The sequence below is a fragment of the Blautia sp. LMAG:89 genome (genome assembly GCF_008679485.1).
Classification (GTDB): Bacteria; Bacillota; Clostridia; order Lachnospirales; family Lachnospiraceae; genus Blautia_A; species Blautia_A fusiformis.
In genome coordinates this window covers 590498-609659 of record NZ_NANC01000003.1, presented here as the reverse complement: position 1 = coordinate 609659, position 19162 = coordinate 590498, and the positions used below count along the sequence as shown (strand labels likewise).

The 19162-nt window shown below is 43.0% G+C and carries 16 protein-coding genes; 1 reads left to right on the top strand and 15 read right to left on the bottom strand.

All coding sequences use genetic code 11. The features are described from left to right. Position 1: 1 nt before the first annotated feature. The 5 genes from CCC70_RS03125 to CCC70_RS03105 form a co-directional block, all read right to left on the bottom strand. Positions 2–691: a LicD family protein gene (locus CCC70_RS03125; protein ID WP_442859717.1), complete on the bottom strand. Its 690-nt coding sequence runs from the start codon at positions 689–691 to the stop codon at positions 2–4. Positions 692–1017: 326 nt separating this feature from the next. Then, a complete protein-coding gene (locus CCC70_RS03120) occupies positions 1018–2142 on the bottom strand; it encodes a glycosyltransferase family 1 protein (protein ID WP_287084228.1) in 1125 nt (374 codons plus the stop codon). 31 nt (positions 2143–2173) lie between these two features. Then, positions 2174–3208: a glycosyltransferase family 2 protein gene (locus tag CCC70_RS03115; RefSeq protein WP_287084227.1), complete on the bottom strand. Its 1035-nt coding sequence runs from the start codon at positions 3206–3208 to the stop codon at positions 2174–2176. Positions 3209–3219: 11 nt separating this feature from the next. Then, positions 3220–4044 carry a DUF4422 domain-containing protein gene (locus tag CCC70_RS03110; protein ID WP_287084226.1) on the bottom strand — a complete coding sequence of 275 codons (825 nt, stop codon included), beginning with the start codon at positions 4042–4044 and terminating at the stop codon, positions 3220–3222. A 329-nt stretch (positions 4045–4373) separates the two neighbouring features. Further along, a complete protein-coding gene (locus CCC70_RS03105) occupies positions 4374–5609 on the bottom strand; it encodes a transposase (protein WP_287084225.1) in 1236 nt (411 codons plus the stop codon). A gap of 312 nt (positions 5610–5921) precedes the next feature. On the opposite strand from CCC70_RS03105, the gene CCC70_RS03100 reads away from it, so the two are divergent. Then, complete coding sequence (locus CCC70_RS03100) at positions 5922–7031, top strand: tyrosine-type recombinase/integrase (protein WP_278603602.1); 1110 nt, start codon at positions 5922–5924, stop codon at positions 7029–7031. 188 nt (positions 7032–7219) lie between these two features. Here the strand turns inward: CCC70_RS03100 and galE are convergent, their stop codons facing one another. The 10 genes from galE to CCC70_RS03050 all read right to left on the bottom strand — a co-directional run bounded on the left by galE (position 7220) and on the right by CCC70_RS03050 (position 19043). Further along, a complete protein-coding gene (gene galE / locus CCC70_RS03095) occupies positions 7220–8236 on the bottom strand; it encodes a UDP-glucose 4-epimerase GalE (RefSeq protein WP_287084224.1) in 1017 nt (338 codons plus the stop codon). Between the two features lie 92 nt (positions 8237–8328). After that, positions 8329–9252, bottom strand: coding sequence for a sugar phosphate nucleotidyltransferase (locus tag CCC70_RS03090; protein WP_021652265.1), 924 nt, complete (start codon positions 9250–9252; stop codon positions 8329–8331). Between the two features lie 143 nt (positions 9253–9395). Then, positions 9396–10751: a sensor histidine kinase gene (locus CCC70_RS03085; protein WP_287084223.1), complete on the bottom strand. Its 1356-nt coding sequence runs from the start codon at positions 10749–10751 to the stop codon at positions 9396–9398. Continuing rightward, positions 10748–11422, bottom strand: coding sequence for a winged helix-turn-helix domain-containing protein (locus CCC70_RS03080; protein ID WP_044961949.1), 675 nt, complete (start codon positions 11420–11422; stop codon positions 10748–10750). Before CCC70_RS03080 ends, CCC70_RS03085 begins: the two co-directional genes overlap by 4 nt. 158 nt (positions 11423–11580) lie before the next feature. Beyond that, positions 11581–13401: a Na/Pi cotransporter family protein gene (locus CCC70_RS03075; protein ID WP_287084222.1), complete on the bottom strand. Its 1821-nt coding sequence runs from the start codon at positions 13399–13401 to the stop codon at positions 11581–11583. A gap of 286 nt (positions 13402–13687) precedes the next feature. After that, positions 13688–14188, bottom strand: coding sequence for a transcription elongation factor GreA (greA, locus tag CCC70_RS03070; RefSeq protein ID WP_015527340.1), 501 nt, complete (start codon positions 14186–14188; stop codon positions 13688–13690). Next, positions 14185–14328: a hypothetical protein gene (locus CCC70_RS03065; protein ID WP_158526432.1), complete on the bottom strand. Its 144-nt coding sequence runs from the start codon at positions 14326–14328 to the stop codon at positions 14185–14187. The genes greA and CCC70_RS03065 overlap by 4 nt, the downstream gene beginning before the upstream one ends. Further along, positions 14325–14858 (bottom strand): CarD family transcriptional regulator, encoded by a 534-nt coding sequence (locus CCC70_RS03060; protein ID WP_287084221.1) that lies wholly within the window; start codon positions 14856–14858, stop codon positions 14325–14327. The genes CCC70_RS03065 and CCC70_RS03060 overlap by 4 nt, the downstream gene beginning before the upstream one ends. A 216-nt stretch (positions 14859–15074) precedes the next feature. After that, positions 15075–18089 (bottom strand): translation factor GTPase family protein, encoded by a 3015-nt coding sequence (locus CCC70_RS03055; RefSeq protein WP_287084220.1) that lies wholly within the window; start codon positions 18087–18089, stop codon positions 15075–15077. Positions 18090–18173: 84 nt separating this feature from the next. Continuing rightward, positions 18174–19043: a patatin-like phospholipase family protein gene (locus CCC70_RS03050; protein ID WP_287084219.1), complete on the bottom strand. Its 870-nt coding sequence runs from the start codon at positions 19041–19043 to the stop codon at positions 18174–18176. Positions 19044–19162 lie beyond the last annotated feature (119 nt).

Here is a 19162-nt window from a genome sequence, read left to right as displayed (position 1 = left end):
ATCATCCCTCAATATAAGCATCAAACTCATGATTTATCCGCTTACTTTCTGGCGGAAGTTGCATATAGTCTCCATATATTTGTGTCAAATAAAACTTCCAACATGCTGGCGCATGAAATTTTTTCCCACAAAATTCCACATCATTATATGGTAAGTATTCTTTCTTTTTCATTCTTTCATTAGGACCCAAACTCCAAGCAACTCCACCAATATACTCCTGTTTGTCAAAATCATACTGATGAGCCAGCTTATCTAATTTTCTCCCAAATCTTTCTGGTGTATACATTCGCAAAAAAAGAATCATCGGTATTTTAACTATACTTCGTACAAAACCTTTTCCTTTTCCTATAGTTGCACTGCATCGATTAATCCATTTTTTTAATGGTTCCGCTTTACTCAACAATATATCACTTTCTTCCTTATCATCCGGAAGACCATCCATCGGAAAAATATCAATCCACAAATGTTGATCAACATTTGAATATTCATTTTTTATATAGGTTCTTGTATCAATAATTTTGGCAAATGGCCAAAAACTATTTCCCATCTGTAGACTGATTAATTTATAATATGGTCGAATATTTCCTTTTCTTAATAAATCATGTAATTTATCAAAATCTGGACGTGGCATTAATAAATCAACATCATCATCCCATGGAATAAACCCTTTATGGCGTACTGCTCCTAACAAAGTTCCTCCCGATAAATAATATCTCAGCCCATTCTGATCACAGAATGCCGCAAACTCACATAATATATTCAAAATATACTTTTTAACTTCCGTATTATCTAACTTTCTCATACTTTACAGAGATAAAACACAAATCTCTTATCTCACTGTCCTTTCTTTAATATATAAAGGTTAAATAGTTATTGTGCGATATATATCCATAAAACGCGCTCCTATCTTTCTTCCCTATTAAACGTCTCATAGAAATAGCCTTATTGTCTGATTGTTTTTTTATATTTTCTCTTTATCAGTCCATTATTCCACTACTGTTTCTTTTATTTTTAAACTTATTTGTTCACCACACCATTCAACAATATTTTTTCTAATTTTTTTGCTTCAGTATGAATTTCGTATCCTCGCATTGTAAAATTATCCACTATCTCCTTTTGGGACACTCGGTTTATATTTTCTTTGATATTTAAAATTTCTTCTGCCCAAGACTCCGCTGAATTTTCCAAATTCCAAAATATAAATGATGGATTAATTTTAACTTCTTTAGGAATTACACTGTCAGATGCTAACATAGGTACTCCATTTGCCTGAGCTTCCATCGCAGCCATGCTGAGGCCTTCAAATTTAGATGGAAACAAAAACAGATCGAATGTACTCAACCATCCACATATGTCTTTCTGAATTCCGGCCATATATACATACTTATTTAGTTTCTTTTTATCAATCTCTTTTTCAAGCTTTGTCCTGTCTTCTCCATCACCTATTAAAATCAATCTTACTTTTGGTTCTTTTTTTATAAGTTTTTCAAATATGTCTAAAATAAACATTTGATTTTTTTGGAAATGCAACCTTCCTATATTTCCTATGATATAATTTTCTTCCCACTTCAAATCTCGCCGCAATTTTTTTCGCTTCACATCATCAAAACAATATTTTTCTACGTCTATCGCATTACTGATAATAATAGATTTTTTTATTATTGAAGAATCATAAAACCATTCCGAAGCTTCTTTTGAGCAGCTCCAAAAATCCGTTACATAATAAGCAATTCTTTTTTTATTATATTTATGTAAAATTCCTCTTAACCTGCTATCCATATTTTGAGAATTATGGCTATGTATAATTCTTCTTTTTATCCCATATTTTTTTGCCATTTTCAGATAATCAATATTGGCAAGACTACACACATTCACCCATATTGCATCATACTTAGAGGCATTATTTTCAAAAAAACTTTTTAATTCTTTTTTGTATTTTTTATAATTTTTACTTCTCGCAGGAAAATGAAATGTTTGTGAGCCATTGGAAATAATTTCTTCTTCGAAAGCGATTTTATTATATGAATTACATAAAAAATCAAAATGAAAGGTATTCTTATCCATGTAATGATAGTAATTCATAATAACACTCTCTACCCCACCTGGATTTTCTGTCATACCAAAAACTAATATTTTATACATAGGTTTCCTCACAATTTAATGTTTGACTATTTTAATTTCTACTTTTTTCGTAAATATAATTTTGATATGCCCGCACAATATATATGATACTTGCAATATGAACCAATTTATATTTCATAAAAAAAACAGGCAATGTTCTCGCTGAAAAATTATTCTTTATATGGAACTTTTTTATCGCATCTTTGAATACAGGTGTATTTATAATTTTTTTTATATGCTCTATTTTTTTTACATAATTTTCTTTATTATTAACGCAAAATATACCTCTAACACAGGCTATATTTAAATGCATTAAAATATAATCATTAAATGCCAATTGTACATTTTCATGTTGTTTTTCAATATACTTACTCGTTATATTCATAGCTTCAATATATTGAAGTACTTTTTTATCTGCGTTACTCCTCATCGTAGACTCATTGTCTATAGAATAATGGTAAAATATCGTATCACTTATGCTAATTCTGGAACAATGCATTAAATAATGTAATGTAAAATCACTATCCTCTGAAAGCTGCATTTTTGTATTAAAGCCAATTCTATTTTCATAAATAATGCTTTTCCTAAAAATCTTTCCCCAAACCTGCATGAATTTTGTTGGATTTGCGATCATTTTCAACTTCATTTTTTCTGCAAAGTCATTAAAATAATATGTTTTCTCTTCTTTATTGTTTATATAATTTGCTCTATTACCAATCTCGTAACTATATACATACAAATCCGCTTTAGCATTTAATATATCTTCGTAAATATATTTTTTGCTTTTAGATACTATATAATCATCTGCATCGACAAAGACAATCCATTCTCCTCTGGCGTTTTTCAATCCTTCATTTCTAGCTCTTGACACTCCTTTTTCCGAATGAATTAGTTTAACATTTTCTCCATATTTTTGAATTAATTTTAATGCAACACTATTGGTGTAATCAGTTGATCCATTTTCAACAATCAATATTTCACATTTCTCCATGTTACAAGTATGTGTAATACTTTCCACAGCTCTTTCTAATGTATCAGCCGCATTATATGCTGGAATAATATATGAAATTAATATTTTTTCATTCATAATCCTCTTATTTAAAAGCTCCCTTCATATCTTTTTCCAACAAACTTAGCTTTTAAAAACGCTGTACTCTTTTTCCACCAATTAATCTTTTCCATATGCTGGTAAGGCAACTCTTTAATCTCATTTTTCTTAATTTTCCCTAGTTTAATCTCACCATCAAGCCACACATTAAATATTATCTCGCTTACTCTTCCATAAAATCTTCCCTGGAATGATGATAATTCCTGTGGATCAATGCGTTTTTCTAACTCGAAGAGAATATCAAATAACCATTCACAATAATCATTCAGATATCGTTTTTGCATGATCATCATATTGAACATATAACCATAAGTGTGTTTTACAACTTCATCATAACTTTTCAGATAGTCGGGATATTTTTCAGCGATTATCTCTCTGGTGATATCTAATTGAGATGCATAATGTGTATGTTCATAATGAGAATATAAGGTTTCTATATAATATTTTCTTTTTTTAGGTACAAAGATTTTATATTTCCCAAGCATTGGGCACAGCTCATTATACGTAAGAACACCTTCAAATGGTGCCTTGGTTTTCTTTCCAAAATGGCGTCTGTAATGTGCCAATCCTGTATAATCCGTGTCAAGATTTTTCCACGCCCAATATAAGCCTGTAAGCTCACAATACGCAGCGTTTTTGTTTGAAATGTTTTCTCCTGTATTATCTTTTTGATACCCTAAATCCAGCGGATTTCCATTCTGATCTGTTTTTCCCTCTGCGCCAACATGCAGTGGAAGATACATTGCATCTTGAGGCATTTCATATTTTTTATGTGTTGCTACTATAATTTTTACTGTAGGCGTATTCTTCGTCATTTCAATATTTCCTTACATGCTTTCTCTCTTTTTTCTATTCATCCTCCATATGCAAGTTTTTATTTTTCATAACTTCGAATACACTCCCCAACTCAAAATCCGGCACATTCTTCGCCGTGCCCACACCTTCTTCAGGCACACACACGACAGGCGGTATTCAACCCGACGGTGTTTATCACTGATATACACCGTGTTTTGCTTTCGCTTTCTTTTTGTCAGCACGGCAAAGCCGATGCACTGACTTTATGACATCTGTTTTCTGACATGCCATAAGGTCAATCCACCTGCTCGCTTTTCATACTGATATTCTGTTTCCTTTGTTCTTCCCTTCATGCTCTGCGTCCAAACTGTGTCAGGCACTTTTTCCCGAGATTTCTCACAGCATTCAGATACCGATTCGTCTGGTGTCCGTTGGCACAGCAGCATAGTTCTGTTCTGGTGTCAGTCCGAATGATTTCTGCACCGCACTTTGCACAAATTTTGCTGATGCCGGTGGCGTGAACTTCGATAACAATGATTCCGTTTTTCCAGGCTTTGTAGTCCAGGTACTGGCGAATCCTGGTGCTTAAGTGGAGCGAGCCCCAGTTTCCTGAGCCTTTCATGACGTTTCTGGAATATTCCTGGTTATAACGTGGAAGTACGATCACAGAAACGTCCTGCTCTACGGCAAAACGGAGGATCTGGCTTGTGACCTGGTGTCCATAGTGTTCAGAAAGATGTTTCAGATGCATCCAGTATTTCTGATCAACTCTGCCTGTCTGTCTGCCTCCGGTTGCTTCCTGGGACTTCTGGATCTTTTCCAGAAGCTTTCTGCAATGGTGGCCGTATTCCTTTCCGCCTTTCCAGAACTTCACTGCAATCTCCTGACCGGTTCCGTCCAGAACAACGCCTACCGCAAAGGCATCACTGTTTGTAAACTGAATACAGAGTATCCTGCATCCTGCCTGCATCCTCTGACGTACGGTTGCTGTATTTTCATTGTTCTGACGTACTGGAACATGCAGCATGTCATATTTGTATTCAAAAACTACGGATGGTGACATGAGTCTGGCGTTTTCCGGAAAGTCTCTGCCTGACAGCCGGCAATGCATCCAGGTCCATGTGTCTCCTGTCCAGACACGCAACGTGATCTCTTTAGCGGAAAAATCCTGATACATTCCTTTGTAATAAGTAACTGCTGCATTTAGTTTCTCTGCTCTGCCGATCTTCTCATCCTGGGCAAAACGGCTGAGATAGCTTTTGGCTGAAGCAATTCCCTCATTGGCTGCTGCTCTTCGAAAATACAGTGGAACCTTTTGCCAGGGGAGGGGATCTGATGGTATGCGTCCGCCTCGTCCCGGAATGCTCATGATTTCCAGCTCGCGTAAAGTCTGCTGGCTTCCCAGTTCCCAGAGATCCGTATGATCCAGAAGCAGGTTGTAATAAAATTCAGCGATCCGGTTATAAAATTCCTGTGTGGTCCGCAGCCATTCCGGATGTCTGCACCAGAGATGCAGTCGCCAGGTTGTAATGCTGTAGCCGCTTTTTCCGGTGTTTTCTTTTTTGCCGGTTTCCGGTTCTTTCATTTTGGTTCTCCGTTTTTTGTAAAGAAAAATCATTATAATATAACTTATCTAAATTATTATTTCCTGTCGCTTATCATTTCCATAAGCGACAGGTGATTTTCTCTCAAATTGCATAGTTTTTGAATCTTAATCAATGATAGCATTGCACCCTGTCGCTGTCAAGATGCGAAAAATGCACCACTTTCGACCAAAAATGCAGTTTTTTTTCGGTTGATTTTTTTATATACGACAAATTTTCCTTTTTTTCGCTTATTAGTGGTCACAAAAATGGTCAGACTTTTGCTATAATAGTGCGAAAAGGAGACTACGATTATGCCTAGAAAAGGGGAAAATATCAGAAAAAGGAAAGACGGAAGATGGGAGGCGCGTTATGAAAAATGTCGTGACCAGAATGGACGGATCCAGTACGGATATCTGTATGGTCGTACATACGAGGCTGTAAAAAAGAAAAAGCTGGCTGTTTTATGTCAGAATAATCTTCAAAACTCTCCGGGAAAGTGTTATGTATTTCGAAACCTCAGTGAAGAATGGATGTTATCCATGCGTTATGCTGTAAAGCTCAGCACCTATGCCTGCTACGAAACACTTCTTGATACACATATCCTTCCGGAATTTGGTGATATGCCGTTGAAATACATCTCTTCTGCTTCCGTATATGCCTTCTCTGAAAAGCTGAAACAGCAAGGGCTTTCGCCACGTACCATCAAAAATCTTCTGATCCTGTTCCACAGTATTTTACGCTATGGTGAAAAACAGGGGTATCTGAATCTTTCACAGCTGGAATTTCGGTATCCCAAAATAAATACCAGTCCTTTTCAGCTTATTTCTCATGAACATCTCACAAAGCTGATCACAGTTCTCTCTGCTGAGGACTCAGAATTCCCCATCGGCATCCTGCTATGTATTTATACAGGGATCCGCGTTGGCGAGCTCAGCGGCATCCGTTGGGAAGATATTGATTTTGATAAAAAGCTGCTACATATAAGGCGAACGATCTCACGGATAAAAAATCTTGATTATTCTGGTGAATCTGATGACGAACCCAAAACCGTTTTAATGATAGGTCCTCCTAAATCAGTCTCATCCATCAGGGATATTCCAATCCCTGATTTTTTATTGAAAAAAATGAAACGGATTGCTGCTGAACCTGATTCATACCTGCTGACGGGTACGAATCGTAAATGTATGGAGCCCAGAAATATACAGCGTAAATTCCAGAAGCTCCTTCAGCAATGTGAAATCCCCAGTATCAACATTCATTCTCTCCGGCATGCTTTTGCCACCCGTTGTACGGAAATGGGATTTGACAGCAAGACACTTTCTGAAATTCTGGGACATTCGTCCGTCAAGATCACCATGGATATTTATGTGCACAGCAGCATAAAACAAAAACAGAAGTGCATGGAAAAGCTGAACTATTAGCAGTCAGAATTATGGTCAAAGCAGGCCGGAAGTCCGCATTTATACGGGTTTCCGGCCTGTTTGTCGCTTATGGAAATGATAAGCGACTTTTTTACCCTCAAAAAAGCAACACGGCAGACACCCCTCCGGGGCTGTCTGCCGTGTTTTATATCGCTTTTATGTTTTTATGTAATTAAGCTTTCTGTTCCTTAAGCCTCATATCCATTAGGGTTCTGGCTCTGCCATCTCCAGGAGTCTGCACACATCTCGCGGATTCCGTTCTCTGCCTTCCAGCCAAGCTCTTTCTCAGCTTTGGTTGCATCGGAGTAGCAGGTTGCGATGTCGCCTGGGCGGCGTGGTTTGATCACATATGGGATCTTAACGCCGGTAGCTGCCTCAAAGTTCTTAACGATATCAAGAACACTGTAGCCTTTTCCGGTTCCAAGGTTGTAGATGCTTAATCCGGAATTGTCTTCCAGCTTCTTAAGGGCTTTTACATGGCCCTTGGCAAGGTCTACTACGTGGATGTAGTCACGGACACCTGTTCCATCCGGTGTATCGTAATCGTTTCCGAATACGCCAAGCTCTTTCAGCTTGCCTACTGCTACCTGTGTGATATATGGCATCAGGTTGTTCGGGATACCATTTGGATTCTCACCGATGGTTCCGCTCTTATGAGCACCGATCGGGTTAAAGTAACGAAGAAGAACTACGTTCCACTCCGGGTCTGCCTTCTGGATGTCTGTAAGGATCTGCTCCAGCATGGATTTGGTCCAGCCATATGGGTTGGTACACTGTCCCTTCGGGCACTCCTCGGTGATCGGGATCATTGCCGGATCTCCGTATACGGTTGCTGAGGAAGAGAAAATAATATTTTTAACATTATGTTTTCTCATCACGTCTACAAGAGTAAGGGTTCCTGCGATATTGTTCTCATAATACTCCCACGGCTTGGCAACAGATTCACCAACTGCTTTCAGTCCTGCAAAATGAATACAGGAGTCGATCTCTTCTTTGTCAAAAACTTCATTTAATGCTTCGCGGTCCAGGATATCTGCTTTATAGAATTTCACCGGTTTGCCTGTGATCTTGGATACTCTGCCCAGAGCCTTCTCACTGGAATTGCATAAATTGTCAACTACTACAACATCATATCCTGCGCTCTGCAGCTCTACAACGGTATGACTTCCAATGTATCCTGCTCCACCTGTTACTAAAATTGCCATAGTTTTTCTCCTCCTCTATTGGATCTAACTGTTCCTGTTTATTTTAGCACTGTTCCTTTGTTTCCACAATAGCAGAAAACCAGGTTTACTACCTAATCCCAGAGTCCCTGCGGATAAAGTCCCTGATCCTTCAGATTCTGGATCGCAGCTACCACTACCGGTTTGTCCTCTTTATAGGTCACTCCGTACCATTTATCCTGTGTGGTAAGGACCCTGACTGCTGCCTTTTTTTCCTGGAGGAGCTCGTCAACTACAAACGGAAGGAAATATTCGCATTTCAGAGGATTTTCCGGGATGCTCTTTTCAAGGAATACCGGGAAGCGTTTTACCAGCTCTTTCATAAATCCACCGGTGAATCCCCACATGTTCATGGATACCGGAGTCTCTCCCGGGAGACTTGTCCAGGTTTTTCCATCGTCCTCTGTGTAGGCTGCTCCGCCGTCACGTTTCTCAATATGTGTTCGCTCATTGATATCTGCAAGATATCCATTTTCATCTGTCTCACAGACACCTCTGGAAACGTAGCCGTTGTCTGTCAGGGTATTCTCAAGACGGTAGCCTACCATCATATACTGGGCAGGTACGGTGTCCTCCTGGGCCTGGATCAGGAAATCATACGCCATCTTAAAGGCATGGGTTCCATAATAATCATCTGCATTGATCACCACAAACGGTCCGTCGATCTCTCCGGCACAGCTTAATACCGCATGTCCGGTTCCCCATGGCTTCACACGGCCTTCCGGAACCTGGAAGCCTTCCGGGATGTTGTTGAGATCCTGATGCACATAAACGATCTCCACCTTGTCACTTAAGCGGTCGCCGATGGCATCGCGGAAATCCTGTTCATTCTCTTTTTTTATGATGAATATCACTTTCTTAAAGCCTGCACGTACGGCATCATAAATGGAAAAATCCATAATGATATGACCTTCCTGATCTACAGGATCGATCTGTTTCAGTCCGCCGTAGCGGCTTCCCATTCCTGCTGCCATTACTACCAGAACCGGCTCTTTCATAATCTTGTTCCTCCTGATTTTTAGAAATACAGGGATTTTTTCCCATACATAGTTTAAGCCGGTCAGATTCTCATCCGACCGGCCTTTGAACCTTTTTTTATTATACTACACTTCACCGTGAAATCCTACTGATTATTTTCAGTTTATTTTCGGTCAGAAGTATTCTCCGGGAAAACGATCTCCATCCTGGTTCCAACTCCCTGTTCACTTTCCACGTTGATCTGTGCATGATGAAGCGTTGCTCCATGCTTCACAATGGAAAGACCCAGACCTGTTCCGCCGGTCTGTCTGGAATGGCTTTTGTCTACCCGGTAAAAACGCTCAAAGATCCTTCCCTGTTCACTTTTCGGGATTCCGATCCCGTCATCTGCCACACAGTAGAACGGATGCCCTTTCCGGTTGCCTACCATGATCCGCACATGACCATTCTGTTCTGTATAGCGAACTGCATTGTCTGCAATATTAAAAAGCATCTCATAGAGTACATGGCGGACGCCCTGGATCTTCTCTGTACTTCCGGCAAGCTCAAGGGAAATATTTTTCTTTCCGGCAGGATGTCTGAGATTATTTCTTACGTCTTCTGCAAGCTCATAAAGATCCACCTCTTCAAAAGGAACCTCACTGTTGCTTTCATCCAGTCTGGAAAGCTGGATGATATCCGCTACCAGATTGGAAAGTCTTATTGATTCATGGTAGATCCTTCCGGAAAATTCCTGTATATGATCTGCCGGAACCATGCCGTTCATCATAAGCTCCGCATAACCGGAAATGGACATCAGCGGGGTCTTCAGCTCATGGGAAACATTTGCAGAAAATTCCTTCCGGATTTCCTCTGCCTCCTTCAGTTCTTTTACCTGCTGCCGGATCTGCCGATTCTGTTCATCCACCCGCACAAGAAGGGGACGCAGCTCCTCATAGCACACGTTGTTCAGCGGATGCTCCAGATCCAGATCGTTGACCGGACGGATCAGCTCTCTGGTCTGTCTCTGTGCAAAAACAAACTCCAGGATCAGTACCAGGAGCATCAGAAGTCCCAGCACTGCAAGACTTGAGGTCCATGTGGAATATATGGAATCTACGGTTTTTCCCACCCGGAGCACGTTTCCGTCATCCAGCTTCACCGCATAATAAAAAGTCTTTTTTGCAAAGGTTTCTGAATAACGGATACTTTCGCTTTTTCCGTTTTTTTCTGCCTGTATAAATTCCGGACGATCACTGTGATTTGCCAGTTTTTTCGGAGAGGCCTCAGAATCGTAGAGAACGGTTCCGTCTTTACGGATGAGAGTCACACGACTTGATGATACTGTCTGAAGCTTTTTTGTGAGAAAGGAATCTCCATACTCATCCATGGCAAGGCAGATATACTGCGCTTCCTCACGGACTCCCCGCTGCATGTATGTGTTTAATTTATTGTAGGTGACCACACTTGCTGCCAGAAACGTGACAAGAACAGCAAAAATGATCATAATGCTTGTATGATGCAGAATTTTCTTTTTCATACATGATCTCCGATCCGGTATCCCACGCCACGCACTGTCTCGATCAGATTTCCGGCTTCCCCCAGCTTTTGTCGAAGAGTCCGTACATGAACATCTACAGTCCTTGTTTCTCCGTCAAAATCATAGCCCCACACATGGCACAGGATCTGGTTTCTGGACATGACCAGTCCTTTGTTCTCCATAAGATATTCCAGAAGCTCGAATTCCTTTCTGGTCAGCTCCTTCACCTCACCCTGATAGCTGACTTCGTGACGGGACACATTGACACGAAGACCCTTACAGTGCAGCTCCCTCTCTTCGCTCTGCCTTGCGCAGCGCCGAAGGACCGCTTTAACCCTGGCTACAAATTCCATCATTCCGAAGGGCTTGGTGATGTAATCATCTGCGCCGCCCTCCAGACCTTTTACCTTGTCAAACTCCGCTTCTTTGGCTGTGACCATGATCACCGGGATATCCCGGGTCCTGGTATCACTTTTCAGTCGTTTCAAAATATTATACCCATCTTCACCCGGGAGCATGATATCCAGCAGGATCAGTTCCGGCATATTTTTTTTCATGGCTGTGTCAAGTTCTGCCCCGGTTTCAAAACCTTCTGCCTCAAAGCCTGTTGTCTCCAGGGTATAGACAAGAAGCTCTCTGATATTTCTCTCATCTTCCACACAGTAGATCATTCTATATCCTCTCTGTTCGTTTTTTTGCCGTTGGCACTTCATAATCGTCTGGTCTTTTTTGTTCCATGCCTTCAGTATAACTGCTTTCTTTTTACTACACAAGCCCTGGCCGTCTGCTGATACAGATAACCAGGGCATAGCATTATTTCGATATCTTTTTATTGGCTGCCTGCCGCGGCCATCTGGGCTGCCGCCGGCTCATCCTTTATTTCCGGAAGCTGATACTGACTCCGGATCACCTCCAGCGCACGGTAGAAGGTTTCGTCCGGCCCATGTTTGATCTGCTTCAGGTGCTGATGTGTATCAAAAGCATCTTCATGAACCTGTGTCACACAAACACCGATATTGGAACAGTGATCTGCCACACGCTCCAGGCTGGTCGTCACATCGGACAGGATGAATCCCATTTCAATGGTACATTCTCCGGCGCGAAGTCTCTGGATATGCCGGTACTTCAGTTCCTTGCTGAGTTCATCGATCACTTCCTCCAGTGGCTCGATCTCTCTCGCAAGCTGCACATCCTGATTTTCGTAAACCTTGTAAGCAATATCTACAATGTCTTCCACCGCATGCTCCATGACACGTAACTCTTCCAGCGCTTTATCCGAAAACTTCAGGCCTTTTTCATAAAGCTCCTGTGCGGATTCCATGATGTTCACACCGTGATCGGAAATCCTCTCGAAATCACCGATACAGTGGAGCATGATGGAAACACTGTGACTGTCATGAACGGAAAGATCCTTCTGGTTCAGTTTTACAAGATAGGTTCCAAGTTCATCCTCATAACGGTCTACCTTTTTCTCTGCTTCTTCCACCAGAGCCTTTCCTTCTGCGCTGAAATTCTTCAGAAGGTCCAGGGCGGTAAACAGAGTTCTGTGAGAATCCTCTGCCATTTTTTTCGCTGCATTCCTGCTCTGCTCAACTGCAAATGCAGGTTTCTCCAGAAAACGGCTTTCCAGGATCATGAAATCCGGATCTGCTGCCACCTTCTCCTCCTCTTCCTTCCTGTCGCGGATAGTAAGACAGGCAAGCTTCTCCAGAGCCTTTCCAAACGGAAGAAGGACAAGAGTTGCCGTGATATTGAAGGCACTGTGCAGGATTGCGATCCCGGCCGGAGTCGCTGCCTGTGCCATAAATGAAAAATGTACTGCTGCATTTATCGCATAAAATACTGCCATGAACAGCATGGTTCCGATCAGATTGAAATACAGATGGACCATAGCCGCACGTTTTGCGTTTTTGCTGGCTCCGATGGCTGAAAGGATCGCGGTGATACAGGTACCGATATTCTGTCCCATGATAATAGGAAGTGCTGCACTGAACGGTACCATTCCGGTAAGGCACAGTGCCTGGAGGATACCAACCGATGCGGAGGACGACTGTATGATCGCTGTCAGCACTGCTCCGGCCACAACTCCAAGGATCGGATTGGAGAATTTCACCAGCATTCCGGTAAACTCCGGTACCTCTGCAAGAGGTTCCACAGCTCCGCTCATGGCATTCATTCCATACATCAGGATCGCAAAGCCTACAAAGATCGCTCCCACGTTCTTTTTCTTCTGGCTTTTTGTAAACATGATCAGAACCACGCCGATCAGTGCCAGTATCGGTGAAAATGACGTAGGCTTAAAAAGCCGGATAATAAAGTTATCACTCTGGATACCTGTAAGACTTAAGATCCATGAGGTTACGGTAGTACCGATATTGGCACCCATGATGATTCCCACAACCTGGGACAGCTTCATGATTCCCGAGTTTACAAAACCAACGACCATAACGGTAGTTGCCGAGGATGACTGGATCACTGCAGTCACACCCAGTCCAAGAAGAACGGCTCTGATGGGATTGGAGGTAAGTGTCTCCAGGATCCGCTCAAGCTTTCCGCCTGCAACCTTCGCAAGCCCGTCTCCCATTAAGTTCATTCCATAAAGGAAAATAGCAAGTCCGCCAAGCAATGCCAGTACGCTGAAAAAGTCCATAATACTCTCCTTCACTTTCTCTTTTTGATATGTTTGATTTCCTTTTTTCTCATTTCAACGATTTTCATAATAGCGGCCTATTGTAAAATTTTCCCCACTGGAATGTAAAATCTGTGTAAAAAAAATAAAACAGAGGATCCTGTTACGGGAAACCGATTTCCCGTCAGGATCTCTCTATCCTATATATCGTACAGTGGTTTTTATCCTTATGATGTGTTTTGTGCTGCGGATATTCTCATTCCGCTGAGCTGCATGCTCATGAGCAGAGCTGCCCTGCGATCTGTGATCAGAATCCGCGGATCTCCTCATCCTCAGATCCGGTCTTGTCGATGGATTTTATTACAAGGTAATAGCTGTAATCATCATTGACCTTTACTTCCACCCGGTCTCCTACACGATGACCGCGCAGTGCCTTGCCGATAGGCGATTCGATACTGATACGGTTTTCCATGGAATTTCCGCGGATGGAAGTAACCAGCTTGTACTTCTCCACCTCATTATCTTCTTCAAAAAGAACTTCCACGATATCGTCCATTCCCACTTCGTCAGATCTGGAAGCATCGGATACAATGGATGCCGTCTTCAGCATCCTCTCCAGATAACGGATGCGGCTCTCGTTCTGATTCTTATGCTTCTTGGCTGCATAATACTCAAAGTTCTCACTTAAGTCTCCCTGGGCACGTGCCTCCTTGACCGCCTCAATGGCTTCCTTACGTACTACCAGTTTACGGTGTTCGATCTCCTGCTCTATTTTTTCAACATCCTTGCGGGTAAGCTGTTCTCTCATTTCTCTGGCATCTCCTTTTCTTTATAACATTCAGACTGATCCTGGATCTGTTCTCCACTTCCTGTGAAGCTTCTGTCACAGATACAGGATTTCTGGAAGGTTACCGGAAATACCATAGCAGATACGCTCTGCTTTGTCAAACAGCGCATACCTGTTCTTCGGCTTCCTTCTGCTGGTGTACTCGCTGTTCAATATAATCTGCCATATGTTCTTTGGGGATATCCAGTAACATGGAAAATTCAGAATAGAGATGATCCTCTGCAAGCTTCAGATACCGCTCGTCTGTAGCGGTTGTTTTTTTGCCATGAGATAATCTGGCCTGTTTTCTGACGTAGATCGTCTTGATGATTCGAAGAAGATCTCTGCATTCACAGGTACGGATGCATTTCTTGTAGCTATCCTCCCGGAATTTCTCATTCTCAATACTCAGTGTCTCAATAGATGGAATCTCATCGATAAGCCTCTCCGCTTCTTCCCTCGTAATGATTCCGCGAAGCACCTGCTTTCCACCTTTCACCGGTGTAAATATCTTCCCATCTGTCTCTCCTCCGGGTCTCAGTACATAATAAAGCTTCTCGCCGGAGGAACCATCCACCCTCATTGTGGTAACTCCTGTTACCTGGCAGATGCCGGTACGACCATACACAACATATTCGCCTGTTTCAAACATTTTTCCACTTCCTTTCATTTTTTTACTTTTCTTTTGTTATCCTGGCGCTTATTGTGCTCTAATGAAAGCTCCCTGCCAGGTTATATATCCAGACAAGGAGCTTCTCACTGAGGATTCTATCCTTATTTTACTACTTTTCCCATTTATTTGCAAAAGAATTCAAAAAGTTTTTTTATTTTTGTGAAATATGCCCACAATGAGAGCATATATTTTTTGTTATAATTCTTCTTTTTTCTTTCTTCCCAGACGGATGTCTTCCATATGAGATTTCAGTTCCGGTGTCATACTGTCAAAGAGATAGGTTTTGCTGTTGTCCCTGCGCTCCTGCCATTCTTCTCTCATCTGCTGTTTTGCGGAAGCGATCTCATCTTTGAATCCGCGCGCTGAGATCCTGGCGGCTCCCTGTCCCATAATGATGATCTGCTCCAGTCCGTCTGATGTGGCAACTGTCACGTTATGCTTCCGTCCGATTTTATGGACAGTGCGTTCAATATACTGGTCTGCAGTTTCCGCTTCTTTTGTATAGACAACATGAATGTTATGATACTGGAAGGTTTCCTCCGGATGGCCCTCCACACGGTAGGCATCAAATACCAGGATCAGGATGCAGCCCTTGATCCCCTGATAATCACTTAATATATCCATTAACCTGGACTGTGCCGCATGAAAGTCTGCCTGTGCCAGATCTCTTAAATCCTCCCAGGCAAATATGATATTGCAGCCGTCCACCAGCAGATAGTCCTCTCTGTGGATGGCCGGACTGCTGTTTCTCCAGGCGCCGTGACCGGTTTTTGCCAGAAGGCCGGAATCTGCTGCATCTTTGCCTCCCTTTCCGGAAAAGCTGCTTCCGCTTTCCGGATTTCCGAAGCTTCGACTGTTACTGCTGTATTTCTTTGAGCTCACCGGACCAAAGGTTTTCTCAAAGATTGCCTTCAGTTCTTTTTCCTCTTCGTAGCTTCCATACATGGATGTATATTTTCCACGGCCGGCATTGGCTGTTCTGTGATCCGGACTGTTTTTGGCTGTTCCCTGACCTGCACGCACTCCTGCAGAGCTGTTGTCGGAATCCTCATAGGCATCATTACTGTCCGGAAGCTGAGCTCCTTCCAGATGCATATATTCTTCTACCTCATACCAGGGAACCACGAAGCCTGCTCCATGGGCACAGAATACAGAGCCTGTAGGATTCTCAAGATCTCTCTCGGAATCATATCCGATCTCCTCTGCGATCTGCTCCTGATCCTGACAGGGTTCATAGCCATTCAGAGTACAGGTCAGATGACCTCTGCCTCTTGTGTAGGAAACTACCTGGCTCTGATAATCCCTCATTTTTGCCACCGGCGCACTTCCTGTGATCACCGACAGCTCTCCCTGGGTTTCCGGCCCCTGAAAGGTTCCCTGCATCCTCTGGATATCCGTCATGGCACGTCCTACATTTTCTACCGGGACCTCAAGTCGGAAGCTGTAATAGGGTTCCAGAAGAACTGTCTCCGCTTTCTTGAGGCCCTGGCGCACAGCACGGTAGGTCGCCTGCCGGAAATCTCCACCTTCCGTATGCTTCTGATGTGCCCGCCCGGTGAGCAGTGTAATCTGCATATCGGTGATGGGTGATCCGGTAAGGACTCCCAGATGCTCTTTTTCCTCCAGATGTGTCAGGATCAGCCGCTGCCAGTTCCGATCCAGCTGATCTTCATTTGCCGCAGTAAAAAACTGCAGTCCGCTTCCTCTCTCTCCCGGTTCCAGAAGAAGATGCACCTCCGCATAATGACGAAGCGGTTCAAAATGTCCCACGCCTTCCACCGGCGCGGCAATGGTTTCTTTGTATACGATATTACCGGTCCCAAATTCTACTGCCACGTGAAAACGCTCCCAGATCAGATGCTTCAGGATCTCGATCTGTACCTCACCCATCAGCATGGCGTGGATCTCTCCCAGTTGCTCATCCCACATGATATGAAGCTGCGGTTCTTCCTCCTCCAGCTCCTTCAGGCTTTTCAGCATCCTGTGAGCGTCACAGCCCTCCGGAAGGATGATCTGATAATTCAGTACCGGTTCCAGCACCGGCATGGCAGAATCCGCCTCAATGCCAAGTCCCTCTCCAGGATATGTTTCGGTAAGACCTGTAACTGCACAGACGGTTCCTGCCTCTGCCTCTTTGAGCATTTCAAATTTTGCACCGGAATAGATACGGATCTGATCTGCCTTTTCCTCCCAGATCTCCTCTGCCGGAATACCATTTCTTCCTGCATTGGTCAGCGTCTCCTTAACCTTCAGGCTGCCGCCGGTGATCTTCATATAAGTGAGACGGTTTCCCTGCTCATCTCTGGCGATCTTAAAGATCCTGGCTCCGAATTCTGCGGGATAGGACGGTACTGCCATGTAGGTCTCCATTCCATGGATAAAAGCATCTACGCCTTCCATCTTCAGGGCAGATCCAAAAAAGCATGGAAAAAGCTTTCGCTCCAGGATCAGCTCTGCCACGTCCTTTTTTGCGATCGTTCCTGTTTCCAGGAAGCTTTCCAGAAGGTTCTCCTCACACATGGCGATATTTTCCAGAAAATCATCAATTCCATTTATTTTATCAGAAGCGCCCTGCGTTCCAGATATATTCTCTTTTTCTGCTTCACTGGCGTTGTCTTTCAGCTGCATTCCTTCAGCTGACGGAGATTTCCCGGAGTTATCCACAGGATTCTCCTTTTTCCCTGCTGCTTCTGCACCGGAGCATTCCAGTTCTCCACTAAAATCCACACAGCATCCGCTTAATTTCTTCTTCAGCTCCTTAAGAAGTCTTTCCCTGTCCGTTCCTTCCTGATCCATTTTATTTACAAAAAGAAATGTTGGGATCTTATACTGTGTCAGCAGTCTCCACAATGTCTGTGTATGCCCTTGCACACCATCTGCTCCGTTGATCACCAGGATCGCATAATCCAGCACCTGCAGGGTACGCTCCATCTCAGCAGAAAAATCCACATGCCCCGGCGTATCCAGAAGTGTCACTTCCATATCCCCCATGGAAAAAACTGCCTGCTTTGAAAAAATGGTGATTCCTCTCTCCCTCTCAAGCTCATAGGTATCCAGATACGCATCCTTGTGATCGACTCTTCCGATTTTCCGGATCCTTCCGCATTTAAAAAGCAGGCCTTCCGATAATGTCGTCTTTCCTGCATCCACATGGGCAAGCACGCCCAAGCTTATATGTCTGTGTTTTATATTCTGAGGTTTTTCTCCCATTGAAAATACCCCTTTCTGTTGTAATGATATCCAATATCATAACATAGAAAGGGGTATAAGTCGAATTTTGTTTCGGTCTGTGATTCAGGAATCCAGGTAGGCTTTCAGCTTCTCCAGATCCTTTTTCATATCTGCTCTTCCTGTCTGGTAGATCCGCTCCAGATTACTCTCATCACGCTCGATCATCGCCGCCTGGATGGGACTGCTCGGACGGATGATATGAATGCGCCCCTCTTTTTCCAGAGAAGCCAGTTCCTCCAGTGTTTCATTATAATGGATATGCCGTTCCTCCAGATCCTTCAGAAAAGCCGGATATTTATGTAATACTGCTTTCAGAAAAAGCTGCATCTTCGGGTTTGCTTTTTTTCGGTACTTCACATCTCTGGTAAGCACCACTACGTTTTTTTCGTATCCCCGGGAAAGCATCCATTTAACCGGGATCGGATCAGACACACCACCGTCCAGAAGTCTCTTTCCCTCAAGCTTCACCGGTCGGGAGGCTATCGGGATCGATGCAGACGCACGCATCCATTCAATATCCTCCACATCTCCGTTGGGACATTCATGATACACCGGTTTTCCTGTATCCAGGTCCGTACACACCACTGTAAATTTCATGGGATTTTCTGCGTAGGTCTGACGGTCAAAAATATCCAGTTTCCAGGGCAGTTCATAATATCCGAATTCCCGGCTGTATACATCTCCTGTGGTGATCCAGTTCCGGATGCTTGCAAGTCTTTTATCCTTGCAGTACTTTTTGTTATAGCGAAGAACTCTTCCGATCTGCCTGGACTTATAATTGCATCCAAAAACAGCTCCAGCCGATACGCCCACCGCACTGTCTGCGTAAATCTCATTTTCCATCAGAACATCGATCACACCGGCTGTATACAAACCTCGCATACCGCCGCCCTCCATAACGATACTGAATTTTTTCAATTGTGTTTCTTCCATTTATTTGTCCTCTGTATTCTGTCTGGCAGACTCTGCTGCCCTTATGCTGTCATCTTTATGTCCCATTTATTGTACTTTTTGAATTATATCGGTCTTTTCTGCCATATATCTATATCCAT